The sequence below is a fragment of the Flavobacterium keumense genome, from assembly GCF_029866485.1.
Classification (GTDB): domain Bacteria; phylum Bacteroidota; class Bacteroidia; order Flavobacteriales; family Flavobacteriaceae; genus Flavobacterium; species Flavobacterium keumense.
The window spans coordinates 2147981-2168102 of record NZ_CP092332.1; the positions used below are offsets into that span (position 1 = coordinate 2147981).

At 32.4% G+C, this 20122-nt stretch carries 20 protein-coding genes; 11 read left to right on the forward strand and 9 right to left on the reverse strand.

The window, feature by feature from the left end:
- The first annotated feature begins 6 nt into the window (after nt 1–6).
- The 7 genes from tsaD to MG292_RS09730 all read left to right on the forward strand — a co-directional run bounded on the left by tsaD (nt 7) and on the right by MG292_RS09730 (nt 5800).
- Nucleotides 7–1029 carry a tRNA (adenosine(37)-N6)-threonylcarbamoyltransferase complex transferase subunit TsaD gene (gene tsaD, locus MG292_RS09700; protein ID WP_264532931.1) on the forward strand — a complete coding sequence of 341 codons (1023 nt, stop codon included), beginning with the start codon at nt 7–9 and terminating at the stop codon, nt 1027–1029.
- Nucleotides 1030–1033: 4 nt separating this feature from the next.
- Nucleotides 1034–1741 carry a 16S rRNA (uracil(1498)-N(3))-methyltransferase gene (locus MG292_RS09705; protein WP_264532930.1) on the forward strand — a complete coding sequence of 236 codons (708 nt, stop codon included), beginning with the start codon at nt 1034–1036 and terminating at the stop codon, nt 1739–1741.
- Nucleotides 1742–1748: 7 nt separating this feature from the next.
- Nucleotides 1749–2387 carry a DUF4159 domain-containing protein gene (locus MG292_RS09710; RefSeq protein WP_264532929.1) on the forward strand — a complete coding sequence of 213 codons (639 nt, stop codon included), beginning with the start codon at nt 1749–1751 and terminating at the stop codon, nt 2385–2387.
- Nucleotides 2387–2893 (forward strand): TrmH family RNA methyltransferase, encoded by a 507-nt coding sequence (locus MG292_RS09715; RefSeq protein WP_264532928.1) that lies wholly within the window; start codon nt 2387–2389, stop codon nt 2891–2893. Before MG292_RS09710 ends, MG292_RS09715 begins: the two co-directional genes overlap by 1 nt.
- 62 nt (nt 2894–2955) lie before the next feature.
- Nucleotides 2956–4047 (forward strand): AI-2E family transporter, encoded by a 1092-nt coding sequence (locus MG292_RS09720; protein WP_264532927.1) that lies wholly within the window; start codon nt 2956–2958, stop codon nt 4045–4047.
- Nucleotides 4048–4049: 2 nt separating this feature from the next.
- Nucleotides 4050–5231: a THUMP-like domain-containing protein gene (locus MG292_RS09725; protein ID WP_264532926.1), complete on the forward strand. Its 1182-nt coding sequence runs from the start codon at nt 4050–4052 to the stop codon at nt 5229–5231.
- A 2-nt stretch (nt 5232–5233) separates the two neighbouring features.
- Nucleotides 5234–5800: a hypothetical protein gene (locus MG292_RS09730; protein WP_264532925.1), complete on the forward strand. Its 567-nt coding sequence runs from the start codon at nt 5234–5236 to the stop codon at nt 5798–5800.
- A 204-nt stretch (nt 5801–6004) separates the two neighbouring features.
- Here the strand turns inward: MG292_RS09730 and MG292_RS09735 are convergent, their stop codons facing one another.
- Complete coding sequence (locus tag MG292_RS09735) at nt 6005–6634, reverse strand: M15 family metallopeptidase (protein WP_264532924.1); 630 nt, start codon at nt 6632–6634, stop codon at nt 6005–6007.
- Between the two features lie 120 nt (nt 6635–6754).
- Here MG292_RS09735 and MG292_RS09740 point away from each other — a divergent pair, with 120 nt between their 5' ends.
- The gene (locus tag MG292_RS09740) at nt 6755–8206 is read left to right on the forward strand and encodes a redoxin domain-containing protein (RefSeq protein WP_264532923.1); all 1452 of its coding nucleotides are present in this window, start codon (nt 6755–6757) and stop codon (nt 8204–8206) included.
- Between the two features lie 104 nt (nt 8207–8310).
- Here the strand turns inward: MG292_RS09740 and MG292_RS09745 are convergent, their stop codons facing one another.
- The 7 genes from MG292_RS09745 to MG292_RS09775 form a co-directional block, all read right to left on the reverse strand.
- Complete coding sequence (locus MG292_RS09745) at nt 8311–9189, reverse strand: arabinofuranosidase catalytic domain-containing protein (protein WP_264532922.1); 879 nt, start codon at nt 9187–9189, stop codon at nt 8311–8313.
- A 10-nt stretch (nt 9190–9199) separates the two neighbouring features.
- The gene (locus MG292_RS09750) at nt 9200–11026 is read right to left on the reverse strand and encodes a hypothetical protein (protein WP_264532921.1); all 1827 of its coding nucleotides are present in this window, start codon (nt 11024–11026) and stop codon (nt 9200–9202) included.
- A gap of 11 nt (nt 11027–11037) precedes the next feature.
- On the reverse strand, nt 11038–11538 hold the full coding sequence (locus MG292_RS09755; protein ID WP_264532920.1) for a hypothetical protein: 501 nt from the start codon (nt 11536–11538) through the stop codon (nt 11038–11040).
- A gap of 122 nt (nt 11539–11660) precedes the next feature.
- Nucleotides 11661–12146 (reverse strand): T9SS type A sorting domain-containing protein, encoded by a 486-nt coding sequence (locus tag MG292_RS09760; protein ID WP_264532919.1) that lies wholly within the window; start codon nt 12144–12146, stop codon nt 11661–11663.
- A 666-nt stretch (nt 12147–12812) separates the two neighbouring features.
- Nucleotides 12813–14798 carry a tetratricopeptide repeat-containing sensor histidine kinase gene (locus tag MG292_RS09765; RefSeq protein ID WP_264532918.1) on the reverse strand — a complete coding sequence of 662 codons (1986 nt, stop codon included), beginning with the start codon at nt 14796–14798 and terminating at the stop codon, nt 12813–12815.
- Nucleotides 14799–14868: 70 nt separating this feature from the next.
- Nucleotides 14869–15051, reverse strand: a complete 183-nt coding sequence (locus MG292_RS09770; RefSeq protein WP_264532917.1) for a hypothetical protein — start codon at nt 15049–15051, stop codon at nt 14869–14871.
- Nucleotides 15052–15327: 276 nt separating this feature from the next.
- Entirely contained in the window at nt 15328–16044 is a 717-nt protein-coding gene (locus MG292_RS09775; RefSeq protein ID WP_264532916.1) for a LytR/AlgR family response regulator transcription factor, read from the reverse strand.
- Between the two features lie 114 nt (nt 16045–16158).
- Between MG292_RS09775 and MG292_RS09780 the strand changes: the two genes are divergently transcribed.
- From MG292_RS09780 to MG292_RS09790, 3 genes are all read left to right on the forward strand, one after another.
- On the forward strand, nt 16159–16836 hold the full coding sequence (locus MG292_RS09780) for a response regulator (RefSeq protein ID WP_264532915.1): 678 nt from the start codon (nt 16159–16161) through the stop codon (nt 16834–16836).
- 257 nt (nt 16837–17093) lie between these two features.
- Complete coding sequence (gene gcvT, locus MG292_RS09785) at nt 17094–18179, forward strand: glycine cleavage system aminomethyltransferase GcvT (protein ID WP_264532914.1); 1086 nt, start codon at nt 17094–17096, stop codon at nt 18177–18179.
- 55 nt (nt 18180–18234) lie between these two features.
- Nucleotides 18235–18945 carry a YebC/PmpR family DNA-binding transcriptional regulator gene (locus tag MG292_RS09790; protein WP_264532913.1) on the forward strand — a complete coding sequence of 237 codons (711 nt, stop codon included), beginning with the start codon at nt 18235–18237 and terminating at the stop codon, nt 18943–18945.
- Between the two features lie 92 nt (nt 18946–19037).
- Here the strand turns inward: MG292_RS09790 and capA are convergent, their stop codons facing one another.
- On the reverse strand, nt 19038–20078 hold the full coding sequence (gene capA / locus MG292_RS09795) for a cysteate synthase (protein WP_264532912.1): 1041 nt from the start codon (nt 20076–20078) through the stop codon (nt 19038–19040).
- Nucleotides 20079–20122 lie beyond the last annotated feature (44 nt).

The following is a 20122-nucleotide window of genomic DNA, read 5'->3' on the forward strand; positions in this document are numbered from 1 at the left end:
TTTTTTATGCAAAATTCCGAGGTTTTTATTCTTGCCATCGAAAGTTCTTGCGACGATACTGCAGCAGCCGTTTTACATAACGATAAAGTACTGTCAAATGTTGTTGCCAATCAATTGATTCACAATCAATATGGCGGTGTAGTTCCTGAACTAGCTTCAAGAGCCCACCAACAAAATATAGTTCCGGTGATTGATGCTGCGCTGCGAAAAGCAAATATACAAAAAGAACAGCTTTCAGCAATTGCTTTTACGCAAGGCCCGGGTTTAATGGGTTCTTTGTTAGTAGGCAGTTCTTTTGCGAAATCAATGGCACTGGCATTACAAATTCCGTTAATAGCAGTCAATCACATGCACGCTCACATTTTAGCGCATTTTATTGACGAAGAAGGATTTGACAAACCTGAATTTCCTTTTTTAGCATTAACTATTAGTGGGGGGCATACGCAAATAGTTCGTGTAGATGGTTTTTTTAACATGAGCATTATTGGCGAAACAACTGATGATGCTGTTGGTGAAGCTTTTGATAAAAGTGCCAAAATACTCGGGCTACCCTATCCTGGCGGCCCTTTGGTAGACAAATATGCACAATTAGGAAACCCTAAAGCATTCCCTTTCACCAAACCTAAAGTCCCTGGTTTAGATTTTAGTTTTTCGGGATTGAAAACCGCTATTTTGTATTTTATTCAAAAGAAAAAACTAGAAAATTCGAACTTCATTGAGGAAAACATCAATGACATTTGTGCTTCCATTCAACACACCATTATTGAAATTTTAATGGACAAATTGAAATTAGCGGTCAAAGAAACTGGAATTAAACAAATTGCCATTGGTGGCGGCGTTTCGGCTAATTCCGGAATACGCAACACCCTAAAAGAAGCTGAAAAAAAATACGGATGGAAGACCTTCATTCCTAAATTTGAATACACCACCGATAATGCTGCAATGATTGGAATTGTAGGTTATCAAAAGTTTTTATCGGAACATTTTGAAACTTCATCGGTAGTTTCGAAAGCAAGAATTCAATTCTAAAATTATGCAATTATTTTATAATGCTACTATAAACGAAGCCACTGAAACCTTTTCGTTCGACAGAGAAGAAAGTAAACATATTATTAAAGTATTACGCAAAAAGGATGGAGATATCTTATTTGTAACTAATGGTTTAGGTGTTTTATTTAAAACTGAAATAATACTGGCTTCGGATTCCAAATGTACGGTTCAAATCGTATCTTTTGAGAAAACTGCTCCTGCTCCATTTCGATTGCATTTAGCTGTAGCTCCGACTAAAATGAACGACCGATACGAATGGTTTTTGGAAAAAGCAACTGAAATTGGCATTCAAGAAATTACCCCTATTATTTGTGATCGTTCCGAGAGAAAAGTTATCAATCCAGAACGTTTTGATAAAATTATTCTCTCCGCAATGAAACAGTCTAACGAGTTGTATTTACCTAAACTGAATCCTGCTATTTCGTTTAAAGAATTCATGAAACAAAAAAACAACGGACTGCAACTGATTGCGCATTGTGAAGAAACAGATAAAAAAACATTAAAGTCTGTTTTACAATCGAACACAGATGTTACTATATTAATTGGTCCTGAAGGTGATTTTTCTAATAAAGAAATTGCGTTGGCATTGGAACAAAATTATATTCCCGTTTCTTTAGGAAATACAAGACTCCGCACTGAAACGGCAGCTGTAGTAGCCTGTCATAGTGTGGTGTTTTTTAATGAGAAATAAATAGACTATGAGAAAAATCCATCTCTTATTGTTATGCCTATCTTTTCAATGCTTCGCTCAGGAAATTGCCTTAGTAAAATACCACGGAGGTGGCGATTGGTATGCTAATCCTACTTCGTTACCCAATTTAATTCGCTTTTGTAATAGCACTATTCAGACGAAAATTAAATCAAAACCGGCAACGGTAGAACCAAGCAGCCCTGATATCTTTAGTTATCCTTATATCCACATGACGGGTCACGGAAATGTGATTTTCAATCCCGAAGAAGAAACCAACCTGAGAATTTACTTGAACTCAGGCGGATTTTTACATATCGATGACAATTACGGGATGAACGAATACATTCGGAAAGTCATCAAAAAACTATTCCCATCAAATGAATTAGTTGAAATTCCGGTCAATCATCCTATTTTTCAAAAACCTTTTTCTTTCCCAAATGGTTTGCCTAAAATTCACGAACACGATAATAAGCGACCACAAGCCTTTGGGATTTTTATAAAAAACCGATTGGTGTTATTGTATACTTTTGAATGTGATTTAGGAGATGGCTGGGAAGATGCCGAAGTACACAATGATCCTATTGAAGTACGCCAAAAAGCACTGAAAATGGGTGCCAATATTATCAATTACATTTTCAATAATTAATGCAACTTACTCACGAAAATACGCATTTCGAAAAGAAAAAATTCCCCATCACCTTAGTGTGTGACCATATTTATTTTCAACAAAATATAGGTTCGCTATTTCGAATTGGAGAAGCTTTTGGCATTGAAAAAATTATTTTTATTGGAAAAGACATTCCTCTGACTCTCAGAAAAATAAACAAAACTTCTCGAAGTACTCATTTGCAAGTACCCTACACCATTATTGAAGAAACAGCAAGTGCAATTGATTATTTATTAGAAAACAAATACGAAATCATTGCTTTAGAAATAGCCGAAACGAGTACACCTATTAACGAAGTAATAGTAAACAAAAACCAAAAAATTGCCTTGCTAATTGGAAGTGAAATAGCAGGCATTAGCGAGCCGCTATTAGCTATTGCAAACCAAATTACCCATATCACTATGTATGGCAAGAACAGCAGTATGAATGTGGTTCAAGCTACTAGTATTGCTTTGTATGAGATTACCAATAGATTGAATCAATAAGAAACGTCCTCTCCTTTTGAATCTTTTCCTATCTTTATGGCATAAATCAATATCTATTTGAAATGATTACATCTAAAACAATTGCTAACGGAATTTTGAGAGCTATAGGAACTTTGGTTGTAATAGCTATTGCTTTCTATTTTTTATACCAAATCCAATCTGTATTAGTTTATCTACTAGTTGCATTGCTGCTTACTTTAATTGGAAATCCTATTTTAGACTTTTTACAAAAGCGATTGAAATTCAACAATACTTTAGCTACAATAAGCACTTTGAGTTTATTTTTTCTCTTAATAATTGGCTTTATCTCTCTTTTCATTCCCTTAATTTTGGCACAAAGCGAAAGTTTATCTTTGCTTAACACCAATAAAATAGAGCAAAACATCAACCAATTAATCAATCAAATTGCATTTTTTTTAGAACAACATAATATTGATTCTAACAAAGTACTCAAAGAGACAAATCGTAGTTCTAGATTAAATTTTGATTTTATCCCTGAATTATTAAACACTATCATTAGCACCATTAGTAGTTTTGGGATGGGATTAGCTTCAGTGTTTTTCATTACTTTTTTCTTTCTGAAAGATAAAAAATATTTTACGGAAACTTTAAAAAAATTGATTCCAGATAGTCATGAAGAACCAATACTTAATTCTTTAACTAAAATTAATCATTTATTATCTCGTTATTTCATTGGACTATTACTACAACTAGGTATTGTATTTATTCTATACATAATCGTCTTGACAATATTTGGCATTCCTAATGCAATCATTATTGCCTTTTTATGTGCGGTACTCAATATCATTCCCTATATCGGCCCTTTAATAGCTTCTATATTAGCCGCTATATTAACTATGATTAGCCATTTAGGTAATGATTTTCAAGCAGTAACATTACCTACTACTATTTACATCTTAATTGGATTTTGGATTGTACAACTGATTGACAATAATCTTTCACAACCTATTATTTTTTCTAAAAGTGTAAGTTCACATCCTTTAGAGATTTTCTTAGTAATACTTATTGCTGGATTTCTTTCTGGTATTTTAGGAATGATTATAGCGGTGCCTTTATACACTATTTTAAAAGTTGTTGGCAAAGAATTTTTTCCAAATAATATAGTCATTCAATTAGTAACTAAAAATATTTAGTATTGGATTCTCTTATTTTAAATCCCAACATACAGGAATTTATACAAAAGCAAATTGGGGTATCCATTTCAAAATTAGCCCTTCAAAAAAATCCCTTTCCTGAAGTAGAATGGATTAGTATTTTGAACCAAATTGAAGCCAAAAACAAAGCAAAAGAAAAGTTACCTACTTGGTTCAAGACTGCTAACATTATTTATCCTTCGAAGATTTCTGTAGAACAAACTTCGTCAGAAAGAACCGCCGAATACAAATCGAATCTTATCAAAGGAGATAGCCTTATTGATTTGACAGGTGGTTTTGGCGTAGATGATTTTTACTTTGCTAAAAAAATTAAAAATGTCACGCATTGCGAAATCAATTCGGAATTATCAGAGATTGTCAAACATAATTTCAACCAGTTAGGGGCTATCAATATTAACTGCATTGCGGGAGATAGCTTAGTTACTTTAGATTCGACTTCCATAAAATGGGATTGGATATACATTGACCCTTCTCGACGTAATGATGCCAAAGGCAAAGTGTTTATGCTAAAAGATTGTTTGCCCAATGTACCTGAGAATCTAGATTTCTATTTTGAAAAATCAGATGCTATTTTAATTAAAACAGCGCCATTGTTGGATATTGCCGCTGGACTATCCGAACTACAAAATGTGAAAACAATCCATATTGTAGCTTTGGAAAACGAAGTAAAAGAATTGCTTTGGGAATTGCACAAAAACTATTCGGGTGCTATTACAATCAAAACGGCTAACCTTACTAAAGAAACTATTGCTACTTTTGAATTTCAACTCAACGAAGCAATCACCGAAGCCAATTATTCACTACCACAGCGCTATTTATACGAACCCAATAGTGTCATTATGAAATCAGGCGGTTTCAATGAAGTTAGTACTGTTTTCCAATTGAACAAACTGCACAGACATTCTCATTTGTACACCTCCGATGAATTAATTGATTTTCCTGGACGCATTTTTGAAATTCAAGAAAGTGTTCCTTATACCAAAAAAGAACTCAAAACTCATTTGGAAAATTCCAAATGCAACATTACTACCCGAAACTTTACTGAAACGGTTGAGAGTATCCGGAAAAAATGGAAAATTAAAGACGGAGGTAATTTGTATTGTTTTTTCACAACCGATATGAATAATGATAAAATAGTTTTAATTTGCGCCAAAATAAAATAACCATGAAACACGTACTTGCTATCGCTATATTCTTATTCAGTTTACAATCATTTGCCCAAAAACCGTGTGAATACACTACTGATGTTACCGATTCTATTGGTACCTATAAATCTACCAAAGAATACATGATAGCCGAGAAAAACTTTGCTGGTACGTCAAGTTACATCTTCTTTTCATTGGCTGTAGCCGATGGAATGCCTTTGTTGAACGTTCAATTGATTCAAAAGAGTAAAGGATTTATGAAAGCCAATTGTTTCGATAAAAACTCGAAATTATTTTTACAATTGAATAACGGAAAAGTGGTTACTTTACTTCATATAGATCAAGAAAACTGCGGAACCATGCTACGGGACGATAAAGGTTTTGATAACCGATTAACACCGGGCACCTTTATGTTTATGAAAGATAGTTTTGAAGAATTAAAAAAATCGCCTGTATCAATGATGCGTATTAAATACTTAACAGATATAGAAGATTACGTGCTTAAAAAGCAATTCACATCCGAATTGAATAATGAAGTGTACGAGCCTGAAACCTATTTTATTCAGAACATTGACTGCGCAAAATAAAAATAATATAATTATTCCTAATTAAATCTACCACAGATTCGCAGATTTTTTACCACATCCCGAAACGTCGGGACGGGACATAGAACTAATACTATTTTTTTTCATAGCTATGTGAATAGTAAAACGTCTATCCCCATCTTTGTAAAACCATCAAGTCTATGTTTCTATGTGGTTAAAATAAAGTAAATGATTCAATGCCGAAAATCACTCACATTTCCATTTTGTATTAGAAACTTTATCTTTTGAAGCATTTTGTAAATTATAATGCCACCATTCCGAATCAAAAGAAACAAAGCCATTTTCTTGCATGATTTGTTTCAGGAATACTCTATTTTGCTTCACCTTATTAGAGAGATTTTGGTAATTATGACCCGCTTCGGGGCCAAAGAAATCAAATGAAGTTCCCATATCTAATGCCATACCTTTGCTATCTACTAAAGTAATATCAACCGCTCCTCCTCTATTATGAATCGAGCCTTTGGCTGGGTCGGCTACATATTCCGGATTAGAAACAATTTGCCACATTCTTTTTTGAATATCCAAAGGACGGTAACAATCAAATAGTTGGATTCGGAAGCCTTTTCGAATAAATTCCTTATTGGCTTTGACCAAGGCTTTTACGGTTTTTAAACGTAAAAAGCATTCGACACAATCATACACTTTGGCTTTCAAAAAATTGTCCGTAGTAGCATATTTCATGTCATACACAAAATCACCGCTATAGTCTTTTAAATTGACAAAGGTAGTGTCCGAAACTGCTTCTACCCGCTGCGCTTTTAGCAAAGTAGTCGCTGCAAAGAAAACCAATAGTAAAAAAGATAATCGCAATCGCATCGCTTTATTTTCTTATAATTATCTGTTAAAAGTATTTCTTTTTTTTGACTCTTTAGTAGCAGTTCGATTAAATTTGAATTCGTTAAATAGAAAATCTTATTTTTGAATAAAATTATTACTATGAAAACCCTATCTATAGTTTGTACCTTCTTTGTTTTTATCACCACTTTTTCGACATTGGCTCAAACCAAAAAAAACATTCCTGCCAGCCAGATTGAATTTCAATCATCGGAATACAAAAACAAAATGTTTTATCTAGCTAGTCATTATGGGAAGTACCAAACTTTGTTAGACTCTGTAAAAGGAACTAATGACGGAAAGTTAGTCTTCAAAAAAGACCAAAAATATGTTGAAGGAATCTATATGCTAGTGACTTCTGACAAGAAAATAGAATTGGAATTCTTGATGGATACTAATCAAAAATTCAATATTCGGGTTACCAATCCTACTGAGAAAACAATCGCTATAGACAACTCACCTCTAAACCAAGATTTCAACAATTTCAATTCTTTTTTCAGAATCAAAATGGAAGGAATCAAAGCCTTAGAGAAAACATTAGCCGACAAAAAGACCAAACAAGACAGCGCTTTAGTTATTAAAGATTTGAAGAAAATTCAAAGCGAAATCAACACCTATAAAAACAATTACATCCAGTCGAATCCTAGCAATACCTTGGCGTTATTATTCCGAATGAGCCAACCTATAGATAATTTCTTGAACAAACCTTCAGATGAAAAACTAGCCAGCAAAACCGATTCGATTGCCTATTTGAAAAAACACTTTTTTGACGGAATTGATTTTAAAGACAATCGCTTGTTGCGCAATCCGTTTTTAGAGAACCGTATCGCTACCTATTTCAACTCTTTTGTTCCCGTTACACCCGAAGCGGTTACCACTGAAATAGTCCAGATTTTAAATCAAACTGATCAGCCTAACGGAGACGTGTTTAAATACCTCAGTTTGCATTTTGTCGATTTGTATGCCGAACCAAAGATTATGGGTATGGACCGCGTATTTATCAATATTTACAATACCTATTTCAAAAACAAAGAATATACTTGGCTGCAGCTCAAACAAAAAGAATTCTTTACGTTCAAAGTTTCGAGTATCAAAGACAATTTAGTGGGAGACAAAGGGCGCAATTTATTCATGCTGACCCAAGACCAAAAACGAATTGACTTGTATGACATCAAAGCCAAATACACTGTAATTGCTTTTTGGGATCCTACCTGCGGGCATTGCGCCACCGAAATCCCTAAAATGCATGAGTTATATGAAAAGGAATGGAAACAAAAAGGCGTAGTCGTTTTTGCTGTAAACAACAACACCAATGAGATGGTAAAATGGAAGGAGTTTATCGATAAAGAAAAACTATCCGATTGGGTAAACGTTTATCCTGCTCCAGTTGTTACAGGAAATTACACCAAAGAAGATGTTGATTTCCAAACCCTATACAATGTAAGACAAACTCCGGTTATCTATCTTTTAGACCAAGACAAGAAAATTATCGCTAAAAAAGTAGGAGCTGAAAATTATACTAAAATTATAGAGCAATTAGAAACTAAGAAATAGAAGTTTAAAAAAATCTCCTTAATTTCTTAAGGAGTTAGAATGTTTAACGTAAATTAAATACTATACTTCAAACTAAAAAGCACCATACCTAAACATCAAATCAATTACAAATTAAAATAATTTTTTTGGTTAAATTCTATTTGTTCTCTTTCATTAGTAGTTATCGAAACAGGGAAAGAAATAATTTCTGAATACCCACCACCATTACTTGTATGATGGCTTGTTCTATCTCTACCTATCACATTCCATTCTGTTCCTGTATTAGGGATTTGGGGAGCTAAAGAAATAGTCTTTAAGCTAGTGTGAAAAGGAGCTACAGAAGGTGAAGTAGCTACTCCATTTATATACAAAGTACCATTATAAACAGAACTCGAAGTAAACGAACTATGGAATAAATTTGTACTTGGTCTTGAATGCCAATAAAAATAGGTATAATCACCTAACAAAAAACCATCTGAACCTGTTATTGAACCAAATTTATTAACCACAATTACTTGTGCATTAACTGCAATAGAAGCGCCTGAAACATCCATATGGTTATATACGGTAGAACTAGGTACTGCATAAAAAGCAATAAAAGGCTGTCCATTTGATGTTACTAATGTACCTGCCATAACAATTTTAGGTTGATAAATGCTAGTTATTTGGGTCAAGTTTTTTCCATTACCACTTTGATCATACCAAATTCTAACATACCCATCATTAGCTCCTATAAAAGATAAAAGTGTTGCAGTATCTAAATTTCCATTGGCATCAAAACCGATATCTCGCGTAGCTCCATCATTACTCCTTCTTACCTGAATACAATAACCTGTGTAGTTTTTAGAAAGCTTTCTAACACTAACTGCTATAGATGGAGTTTGCGATACTGCGTCCAAAACATAATTCCCACTTGGAACAGATTGCAAAATATAAGGTGTTCCTGCTACTTGAGCATGGGCTAAACCAAAGTATAACAAAGAAGCAATAATTATTTTTTTCATTATAAATAAGTTAAAATCCTGTTGCCAAATACACATATACAGTGGTTCCCATTACTAAAAAAGTATATAATGAATGCTTATTTGCTGTAGTAACTCCATTATTTACATATTTAAACGTAAATCCAGTAGCGCTAAACACCGAAGTACCTGCTGTGGCCCCTTGAACAGCTAGAGTATATGTCCCTCCTGTTTTTATATTTGTTAATGTAAATGCACCTGCACTTGCTGTAGTAAAAGCTAGATTACTCTGAGAAAAATCAATTGTTGTGGTAGCTGAGGCATCATGGGCTGTAGTATTAGTAACGGATCCATTTACATCTAATTTAGAAGCCGGACTAACTGTTCCGATACCAATGTTAGTACCATTATCAAAAAGTTGACTATCTATTAAATTACTTCCTGTATTTTGAAACTTTGCTAATTTATTTTGACTTCCTACACCTGTTATTGGGTTATTTAAAATATTTTGTTTAGTAGCAATTGCATTTGACACAAATTCCGTAGTAGCTATTTGAGTTGAATTATTCCCATTTGATGGAGTTGGAGCTGTTGGCGTACCTGTAAAAGAAGGAGACAATAAAGGAGCTTTACCTACTAATCCTGGAACCGTTGGAAAATTTGCAGTTCCTCCTAAATCTCCTGCTAATTGAATTTTTCCTAAAGCAGTTAGCGTTGCATTTGGTGTTGAATTCAAAAGTAGTTGAGAATCAACATACGTTTTAACTGCGTTCTGAGTTGGATACAAACTGTCGCTCGAGCCCAATAAAATATTTGTTGATTTATTTGAGACGTTTTCTTTTGTATTTAAAACTAATTGTGATGCGTTTGATAATGGCTTGTCAATATCCGATGTATTATCAACATTAGATAAACCTACAGTTGATTTATCTAATGTTTGCCATGTTTTGTCACCTCGCCAGTATTGTGATGTCAAGCCAGTACTTATAGTGTTTTCTTTGTATAGAAGCCCAGGAACTAAAGGTGCATCTGCAGTACCGCTTAAGTCTCCAGCCAACTTGATTTTACCTTTAGTCGAAGAGCTTGCGTCTATAACTCCTGCACTTATTTGATTATCAACATACGTTTTAACCGCATTTTGAGTTGGGAACAAAATATCGCTTGTTCCTAAATTACTATCTGATGATTTATTAATTCCGTTTTCCTTCAAGGCTTCTTGAGCTATCGCTCTATTTTTTTCATTTGTTAAATTAGCTGCCAAATTCATTTCGGCGGCAGTAGCCCTTAACATTTCGGCATTTAATGCTGATTGAGTAGCTATGGAGATAGGTTTATTCAAATCCGAAGTGTTATCCACATTATTTAATCCTAAATTAGTTTTAGCACCTGCAATGTTTGTAGCTCCAGTCCCCCCATTTGTAATGGAAACTATTCCTGTTACATTATCTGCTCTTTTTGCATAATTTGAAAAGGGTACTGTGGTAAAAAATTGCTCACTTATTGTTATAAATGTTGAGCAACTTGTAGTTAAATCAACTTCTACTTTCATTTTTTTATTCGCTCCATCCCAAACCACTGTTTGAAAATTTGAAGTATATCCTCCTACTTGATTACCTGTCCCAATTATTAGGTTAACCATACCAAAATCATCTGTTTGAGTTGAAATTGTTTCCTGATATTCTAATTGAGTATTTATGTCGATAATACTAAATCGCAAGCAAATTGATTTATTGGACAAGACTAAATCACTTTGATTATTTCCTGGCAAAATTTGTCCCGATGGATTATAAATTACAGCTTGATAGGTTATCCCTGAGCTAGTTTGTGCTTGAAATTGCAATGTTGCAAATAAGACTATAAATAAGACTATCTTTTTCATAAAACTACAGATTAATATAATTCTAAATGAACTCCAAAGAGGAGTTGGTGATTGTGTATGGTAACTTTTTCATTAGTCGTATTCGAGAGATTATACGATGAAGCATAATTATATCCTAAACTCAAATACGCGTACTCTGAAAGATTGCATTGTGTTTGCAATCCTAAACTAGGAGTAAATTGCAATCCTTTAAATTCTTTATGATTAGAAATAGTATAAAAAGAATTGTTAATTAATTGACTTCCTGACACTATTGTCCCAAGATTGAAACTTCCTTTAACCGCTACATCCAGATGATTTGTTTTTATAAAGGAGTAAGCAATTGTATTCTGAACCCCTATGAATTCTGTCTTCCACTCATAATGATTTGCTCTATTTCCACTTTCTGCATTATATTGATTTAATGTCAAACCTAGGTTATAATTAAGCGGATTATCAAATGGTAATCTTGTAATTGCAATAGGTATTGCTATTCCTATTTCGTATGAATCTCCGATACCCTTATTGGTCAAATTAGTATTTTTTATTCCATTTGATTTTATGCCAAAATTAGCATGGTTTTTACCGACTAATACATAGACAGCTTGAGAGTATCCAACAAAGGAACTTAGTAGTAATAATAAATAAATTTTTTTCATCTAATTGAAAGTATTTGAGTTGTGAAATTTAAATTCGATCCAATTAATTTAGCTATATAGGTTCCCTCTGAAAGATATAAATCTGTTACTGTTATAATTGAATTAATAGGTTTCTTATCTGCTTTATAAACTAATCTTCCCAGATTATCAAACAAACATATGGCAACAGTTGATAGCATATCAGAAGATAATTTAAAATGAATTTCTGAAACAAAGGGATTAGGATAGACTTGTACTTGTACTAGAGAAGTGCTTAAAGGAATAGTAGGTTGACTACTTTGAACAAACCCTTGCCCAACAAAAAATGAAGACGTTTTAAAATTACCGATAACACTAATTTGTCCAATACTTTGATTAACTCTATAACCATTGGACAACATAGTACTTTTCCCTTGTGTACTTAATGTTTGGTGATGTAAACGTTGGGAATATATTTTTCCTGCGATGGAAAAGCAGAATAAAAAAATATGTAGATTCCTCATAACAACCGAGAATTGATTTTTAAAATAAAAATTACTACCGATCTGGAAATCTAAAATGAAATATTAAAGGGGGAAAATAACATTTAGAAAATCAAAACATTAAGCTTGTTTTTCTTTTACAAATTTAAAACTATTTGTAAGAACATTTCTATTAAAAAACGCTTTTACCTAAATATTAATTTTCTTACTAAATAAATACTATCCTAATTTTAAAAGGACATGTTTTTTTGCATTTTTTGCATTTTTAAACCCAAATAAATTAAAAAACAACACGCCAGCACTATTTGTTTTTGAATGTTTTTACTTACAAAATAAATATTTTAAAATTTTTTATAACAAAAAATACAAATAAAGTTAAATTTTATATTTAGCGTAATTATAAAAAAATGAAAAAACAAAAAATACGATTTTAAAAACGAATAAAACCTGAGGGTGCACTATATATTTTAGGAAAAGGCTGTGTCTACAAATTCCATAAAAAAACCTACACCCAACAGGGGTATCATTGGGGTTCTTGCTCAATATTTTAAATAGTAAATTGAAAAACAATATCAATTTTAAAATCAAATGAAAATCAAATTCATTTCAACAAGCGCAAGTAATTAATTTTTAAAAAAAAGATATTACGGTTTTTTTTTGTTTTTTTTTACGGTTTTTATAAACTAATTAAACTGTGAAAGAACATTTTATAGTAGTTCCTTGTTGCAAGACACTTGCTATTACAAATTCAGCCCTAGCCTGAGTTGCACGTTCTTTCATATTCTTCAAACCAATACCTTGATACAAGGAGGTACTATCAAAGCCACTTCCATTATCCGTAATACGCAATATTAATTTTGAAGGTGTTTCTTTATACAATTGGACATAGCACTGGGAAGCATTTGCATATTTATGCATATTGGACATCGCTTCTTGAACGATTCTATAAATAGTAATTTTAACCAAACTGGAGATTGCCCCCCAATCAATCATAGGATCAGACTCAAAATTACAATTAGTCAAACCAACCTCTTGAATCTCTTTAATACATTTAGATAACAAAAAGAGATAATCAAATTGAGTAGCGATTTCATCCGTATGCAAATCATGAACTACTGCTCTGATATCCTTTTCTAAAATTTGTAATTCATCAATGTAGCAGTCTATTTTTTCTTTAGACTCTTTTTTATCACTCGAATTATGTAAGCCCAATTGTAACCTAATACCGTACAAACGGTTCATAATAGTGTCATGTAATTCTTTTGCTATTCGATTTTGCTCCTTTTCCTTAGCTACAGTCAAGTCCGTTTGATAGGATTGCATTAGTTCGAATAATTCTAGTTCGGCATCTTGTAGTTTTTGACGGTAATTAAATTCTTTTTGTCTAGCATACCAAAACCAAATTACTAGAACAAACGACAGCAACAATATTCCCAGCAACAAATACAAATTGCGTTCAGTCAAAACTTTATTATTTTCCTCCACTGTAGAAGTTTCATAGGCTATTCGAGCATATTTATTTCTGCTTTTACGTTGCACTTTAGCCAAACTATCACTTAATGCTATATATCGTTTATTGTATTTCAAACTATTTTTAAAATCTATTTTAGAAAGTAATTCCAAAGCCAACTTACTATTATCTGACTGTTTGAATTGCTCTGCTAATTGCAACGATTGTTTTAAATAATAAATTGATTTAGCGGTATCTCCAACAACAGCAAAATATTCTCCAAGATTACTTAATTTATAAATTTTAGTTGAAGCTATACCGCTTTTTTCAGAAATTGATAATGATTCCAATAATAATGTTTTACTTTTTTTAAAATCTCCTAATTTCATTAGAACATATCCTAAATTACCAATAACTGTTGCATATTCGTTAGGCCATTTATTTTTTAAATCAGGAGTTATTACTAATTCCAACTCTTTTTTAGCTTTTAAAAATTGATGTTGTTTTTCGTATATATTGGCAATATTTACAGATAATGATACATCAAAATTATTTTTCTTAGAATCATATTTTTTCAAATTTGAAAGATTCTTCTGAGCCATCAGATAGTAGTATAATCCTTCATCATATTCTTCCATTCTTTCAAAATTAGAAGCCAATAAATTATAACACGTAAATAGCATTTCTTGATCATCACTGTTTTTTAAAAGCTGCAATGCTTTAGCTACTTGTATTTCACTCTCTAAATAATTTCCTTCATAAAACAACACATACGCTTTATTAAACAACATTCTTCCTGTCATTTTTGTATCGTCTAATAAACGATATAATTTTTCGGCTTCTTGATAATAAAAATAAGCACTATCCTTATGAGTTATTTCATAGGAATCACCCATATAATAAAGTGATTTTGCCATTACAGAACTATCTTTAACTTTTTTTGCCAATTGAAAAGCATTCTTACTTAAATCATATGACTGTTGAGATCGATTTAGAAAATAATACTCTGAAGATAAATGCAATAATGCAGAGCGAGTTAAAGAATCATTGGGGAGCGAATGTGAAAGTGTGCTTAATGAATCTAGGTAATGTAATTTTTGATTAGGAGTGAATTGTTTGTATTTTGAAGATGAAAGTTTAATAAAAGATTGCTCTTTATGCTTAGAGCAAGAGGGTAACATAAACAACATCAGTAAAATAAAGATAAATAGTATTTTCTTCAATTTGTTTTTTTCAAAAATAACAAAAAAAGACCATGTAAACATGGCCTTAATAGATATTTATATAACATAATTATCCTCTAGTTTTAGGTATAATTGGCTCTCCAATATCATTAGCATTGATATTTGATGGGGTAACCGTTCTTTTTGTTTGTTTTAATGTTGTACCTGCTGGCAAATCGTCTACTGTACATGATTGAAATAATATACCAAAAACAAATACAAAGACTAATTTAAATACTAATGAATTTTTCATAATAAATCATTTTAAAAGGATTATACAATTCATCCTAGCTATACCTTCTAAGTATTGCAATTCAATTGATTTTTCTGAAAAGAGGGGATGTCTTTGCAGAGCTGTTTTAGAGTCATACCCCACTCTAAATACAACCATTAAAGCTTTAACGTTATTGATTGGACTAAACAAATGTAACTGCCTAAAAACAATTATCTTTCCTCAAAAGCACTCTGATTAGTAGTTAACTATTTCATTTAAGTATACCACTATTTTTTGCGAGTAATTCACCTCATTTTATGAAATCCGAATAATTATTGTATCAATATTATCTTTATAAGTCCTTGAAAAAGGTACTATAATTTCATTATTCATAAGATAACATTGACTCTTACCTAAATTAATACGGCTGACATGATTCACATTAATAATATAGCTGTGATGAATTCTAAAAAAATAAAATGGCAAAAGTTTTTCAAAGTATTTTAACGTTTTGAAAGCAGTTATTATCTTACCTGATTGCAAATAGAAATCGGTAGTATTATTGTCTGCCTTTAAATACACTATATCAAGTGTTTTAATAAAATGATAATCACCGTTGGATTTAATAGAAATCTTATCTACATACAAAGCCGTATGCTTCTTTTGGTAGCGCAGCAAGCATTTGCGTAATTCATTGGGATCAATAGGGCTCAATAAATAGCCAGATACTCCTCGCTGATACGCATCAAAAGCTAAATCTTTAGACGTACTCAATACAATAGTTGTGGGCAGAGCATCTAAAAACTCGTGGAGCTCACTCAATAAAGAAAGTGAAATGGTCTCTTGAGGGGCAGAATTTGTATTGCTAATATTGATAAAGACTACATCGGGTTTGAGTTCTAATATTGTATTGATTCCTTCAGATCTGTTAGTACAAACAGCTACACACAAAAAAACATCGTGAACTTTTATCAATTCTAATGTTGACTCTTTGGATTGGGATCCATCAATAAGTACATAAGAAAATTGCATTTTTAAACGCAATTTATAGTAGTATCAAATTGTTATTTTACGGTAAAACCGTAATTTTAAACCGTTTTATTTACATTTAAACCGTTTTATTCCCCACATAATCTCCGATAGAAAATGAATATTTTAATTGTTGACGATCATCCATTAAATGTTGATAGCTACACAGCACTATTATCTGCTATTGATACTATTGAAAAACCTATTTTTTATCACGCTTACAATTGCAAAGAAGCCTACGAAACCATTCAAAAATTAAATACTAGTGGTACTCCCATAGACATTGCACTCATTGACGTAAGTTTGCCTGCTTATGAAGACCAAAACATCTATTCAGGAGAAGACATCGGGAAACTACTACAACAACAACATCTCAATTGTAAAATTATCATCATTTCCATGCATAGCGAACCAATCTGGGTTAATCGAATAATCAAGAAATTAAATCCTAACGGATTCATTTCAAAAAATGATATTGATTACAAAAGTTTCTCTCAGATAATAAAAATAATTAATATTGACAAAAGCTACTACAGTAAGTCTATTTTAGAAGCACAGAAAGAATTCTTGGTTAAGAATCTTGACTGGGATGAACATGATAGTAAAATACTGCAATTAATTGCAGAAGGGTTAAAAACAAAAATACTTCCGAACTATATTCCACTATCTTTAAGTAGTATTGAAAAAAGAAAAGCTAATTTAAAGAAACAACTGCTCTTTAATGGTGGTAGCGACAAAGAATTAATTGAAACAGCTAAAGAAATGGGACTTTTTGACCTCCCAAAAACACGATAAAACTACGTAATTAATACAATGGATCCCTTGTAAAAATAGTGCTCCAACCCACTTGATTTCATAATCAACTTAAAATACTTTTTGAGCTGATGTAAAACAACACATTAACAAAGTACAATACATTAACTTCATCTCATTTCTATTAAAAATTAAGGCTAAATTAAGAGAAAATAGGATTAAAAATCAGTGTTGGATATTTTTTGCCACTCCATAAAAAAGCGATACATTAGCACCTTCAAAATTCAGTTTCAATTACAATGAAAAATACCGCTTTAACCCACATTCACGAAAGTTTGGGAGCTAAAATGCTTCCATTTGCAGGATTCAATATGCCCATCCTTTACGAAGGGGTCAATGCTGAACACGAAATTGTTCGAACAGCTGTGGGAGTTTTTGACGTGTCGCACATGGGTGAATTTTTACTTTCGGGGCCCAATGCTTTAGCTTTGATTCAAAAAGTAACATCAAATGATGCTGCCACTCTAACAATTGGTAGAGCTCAATACTCTTGCTTACCTAACAACGAAGGCGGAATAGTAGACGATTTATTGGTGTACAAAATGAAAGAAGATGAGTATTTATTAGTGGTGAATGCTTCTAATATTGATAAAGATTGGAATTGGATTAGCAGTCACAATGATTTGGGGGTAGAGATGCAAAATCTTTCAGACGACTACTCTTTATTAGCTATTCAAGGCCCTAAAGCGGTTGAAGCAATGCAGTCGTTATCTTCTTTAGATTTATCTCAAATAGAATACTATCACTTTCAAGTAGGTGATTTTGCTGGCATTAACGATGTAATCATCTCAGCAACAGGATATACTGGAGCAGGAGGATTTGAAATTTATTGTAAAAACGCCGATGTAGAACACATTTGGAACCAAGTATTTGCAGCAGGAAAAGCATTTAACATACAACCTATTGGATTAGCAGCTCGTGATACCTTACGTTTAGAAATGGGATTCTGTTTGTACGGGAACGATATTAACGATACTACTTCACCATTAGAAGCAGGCTTGGGATGGATAACTAAATTCAATAAAGAATTTACCAATTCAGCTAATCTAAAAAAACAAAAAGAAGCAGGAGTTACTAAAAAACTAGTTGGTTTTGAAATGGTAGAACGTGCTGTACCGAGACACGATTATGAAATTGTAGATGCTGATGGAAATACAATAGGAATTGTAACTTCTGGAACCATGTCACCATCGATGAACAAAGGGATTGGTTTAGGATATGTAAGTTCTGAATTTAGTAGTATCGATAGTACTATCTATATTCGTATTCGTAAAAATGATGTACCTGCCAAAGTGGTAAAACTACCATTTTATAAAAAACAATAAGAATTGTAAAACTGCAAAATAGTAGTATTTTTGCAACGTTTAAAAAATAGTAACAATGGGAAGAGCGTTTGAATTTAGAAAAGGGAGAAAAATGAAACGTTGGTCAGCAATGGCCAAAGCCTTTACTAGAATTGGTAAAGACATCGTAATGGCAGTAAAAGAAGGGGGACCAAATCCGGATGCCAATTCACGATTAAGAGCAGTAATACAAAATGCTAAGGCAGCCAATATGCCTAAAGAAAATGTAGAACGTGCTATTAAAAAAGCAACTGAAAAGGATACCGCTAACTATAAAGAAGTATTATTTGAAGGTTATGCCCCTCACGGAATAGCGCTTTTGATTGAAACAGCTACCGACAACAACAATAGAACAGTCGCTAACATTCGAAGCTATTTCAATAAATGCAATGGAACTATGGGAACTCAAGGTTCGGTTGAGTTTATGTTTGACCACACCTGTAATTTTCGTATTCCAAAAGAAGGATTGGATCCTGAAGAATTAGAATTAGAATTCATTGATTTTGGTGCTGAAGAAGTTTTTGAAGATGAAGATGGAATCTTAATCTATGCGCCTTTTGGAAGTTTTGGAACTATCCAAAAAGAGTTAGAAAATAGAGGTATCGAAATCCTATCTTCTGGTTTTGAAAGAATTCCTCAAATTACCAAAAAACTTACTGAAGACCAAGTAGCTGATGTAGAAAAATTGATTGAAAAAATTGAAGAAGATGATGACGTAATGAACGTTTATCATACTATGGAAGAATAATCCTTTATTTGGTTAAGACCTCCTATTAATTCACATAAAAAAAACTCCAAGAAATTTTCTTGGAGTTTTTTTTATGTTTATACAAACTTTTTTTATTTAATAAATTCAATTCGTTGTGATTCTTCTTGATTTACACTATCAAAAAAACCTTGTTCATTCATCCATTCATCACTAAACACCTTACTCATATAACGTGAACCATGATCTGGAAAAATAGCAACAATATTACTATTTACATCAAACTCACCCTCATCTGCATATTGTTTAATTGCTTGAAAAACTGCCCCCGAGGTATAACCTACAAACAATCCTTCTGTTTTGGCTAACTCACGCGTAGAATGAGCACTTTCCTCGTCTGTAACCTTCATGAATTTATCAATAACATCAAAATCTGTTACAGATGGAATTAAATTTTTTCCTAACCCTTCAATACGATAAGGATAAATTTCATCTTTATCGAATTCTCTAGTTTCGTGGTATTTTTTAAGAACCGATCCAAAGGCATCTACACCTAAAATTTTAATAGCAGGATTTTGTTCTTTCAAATATTTAGCAGTACCAGATATGGTACCTCCTGTTCCACTACAAGCTACCAAATGAGTAATTTTTCCATTCGTTTGCTCCCAAATTTCAGGACCTGTACTTAAATAATGTGCATCAAAATTAAGTTGATTAAAATATTGATTGATATATACAGACCCTTTTGTTTCTTCATGTAATCGTTTAGCTACGCTATAATAGGATCTTTCATCATCGGCTGAAACGTGAGCGGGACAGACATATACTTTTGCTCCCATAGCACGAAGCATATCAATTTTATCTTTGGAAGATTTTGAACTAACCGCAAGAATACAATTGTATCCTTTAATAATACTCACCATTGCCAAACTAAAACCAGTATTCCCCGATGTGGTTTCAATTATAGTATCTCCAGGAGATAAAATTCCTTTTTTCTCAGCTTGATCAATAATATAGAGCGCAATTCTATCTTTAGAAGAATGTCCTGGATTAAATGCCTCCACCTTAGCATAGAAATTACCCTCTAAACGTTCAGTCACTTTTTTCAATTTAATAAGAGGAGTATTTCCTATTAAATCTAGAATAGAATTATGCGCATTTATTTCTTCTTTCATAAAAAAATGGTTAATCAAGGACATTATGGGATCGCCTTAACTTT

Bases quoted from the DNA above. Each gene is read 5' to 3' on its own strand.
- MG292_RS09710 (WP_264532929.1), top strand. From the start codon at position 1,749: ATGAGAAAAATCCATCTCTTATTGTTATGCCTATCTTTTCAATGCTTC.
- MG292_RS09730 (WP_264532925.1), top strand. From the start codon at position 5,234: ATGAAACACGTACTTGCTATCGCTATATTCTTATTCAGTTTACAATCA.
- capA (WP_264532912.1), bottom strand. From the start codon at position 20,078: ATGAAAGAAGAAATAAATGCGCATAATTCTATTCTAGATTTAATAGGA.
- MG292_RS09720 (WP_264532927.1), top strand. From the start codon at position 2,956: ATGATTACATCTAAAACAATTGCTAACGGAATTTTGAGAGCTATAGGA.
- MG292_RS09715 (WP_264532928.1), top strand. From the start codon at position 2,387: ATGCAACTTACTCACGAAAATACGCATTTCGAAAAGAAAAAATTCCCC.
- MG292_RS09760 (WP_264532919.1), bottom strand. From the start codon at position 12,146: ATGAGGAATCTACATATTTTTTTATTCTGCTTTTCCATCGCAGGAAAA.
- MG292_RS09745 (WP_264532922.1), bottom strand. From the start codon at position 9,189: ATGAAAAAAATAATTATTGCTTCTTTGTTATACTTTGGTTTAGCCCAT.
- MG292_RS09740 (WP_264532923.1), top strand. From the start codon at position 6,755: ATGAAAACCCTATCTATAGTTTGTACCTTCTTTGTTTTTATCACCACT.
- MG292_RS09705 (WP_264532930.1), top strand. From the start codon at position 1,034: ATGCAATTATTTTATAATGCTACTATAAACGAAGCCACTGAAACCTTT.
- tsaD (WP_264532931.1), top strand. From the start codon at position 7: ATGCAAAATTCCGAGGTTTTTATTCTTGCCATCGAAAGTTCTTGCGAC.
- MG292_RS09770 (WP_264532917.1), bottom strand. From the start codon at position 15,051: ATGAAAAATTCATTAGTATTTAAATTAGTCTTTGTATTTGTTTTTGGT.
- MG292_RS09790 (WP_264532913.1), top strand. From the start codon at position 18,235: ATGGGAAGAGCGTTTGAATTTAGAAAAGGGAGAAAAATGAAACGTTGG.
- gcvT (WP_264532914.1), top strand. From the start codon at position 17,094: ATGAAAAATACCGCTTTAACCCACATTCACGAAAGTTTGGGAGCTAAA.
- MG292_RS09775 (WP_264532916.1), bottom strand. From the start codon at position 16,044: ATGCAATTTTCTTATGTACTTATTGATGGATCCCAATCCAAAGAGTCA.
- MG292_RS09780 (WP_264532915.1), top strand. From the start codon at position 16,159: ATGAATATTTTAATTGTTGACGATCATCCATTAAATGTTGATAGCTAC.
- MG292_RS09750 (WP_264532921.1), bottom strand. From the start codon at position 11,026: ATGAAAAAGATAGTCTTATTTATAGTCTTATTTGCAACATTGCAATTT.
- MG292_RS09735 (WP_264532924.1), bottom strand. From the start codon at position 6,634: ATGCGATTGCGATTATCTTTTTTACTATTGGTTTTCTTTGCAGCGACT.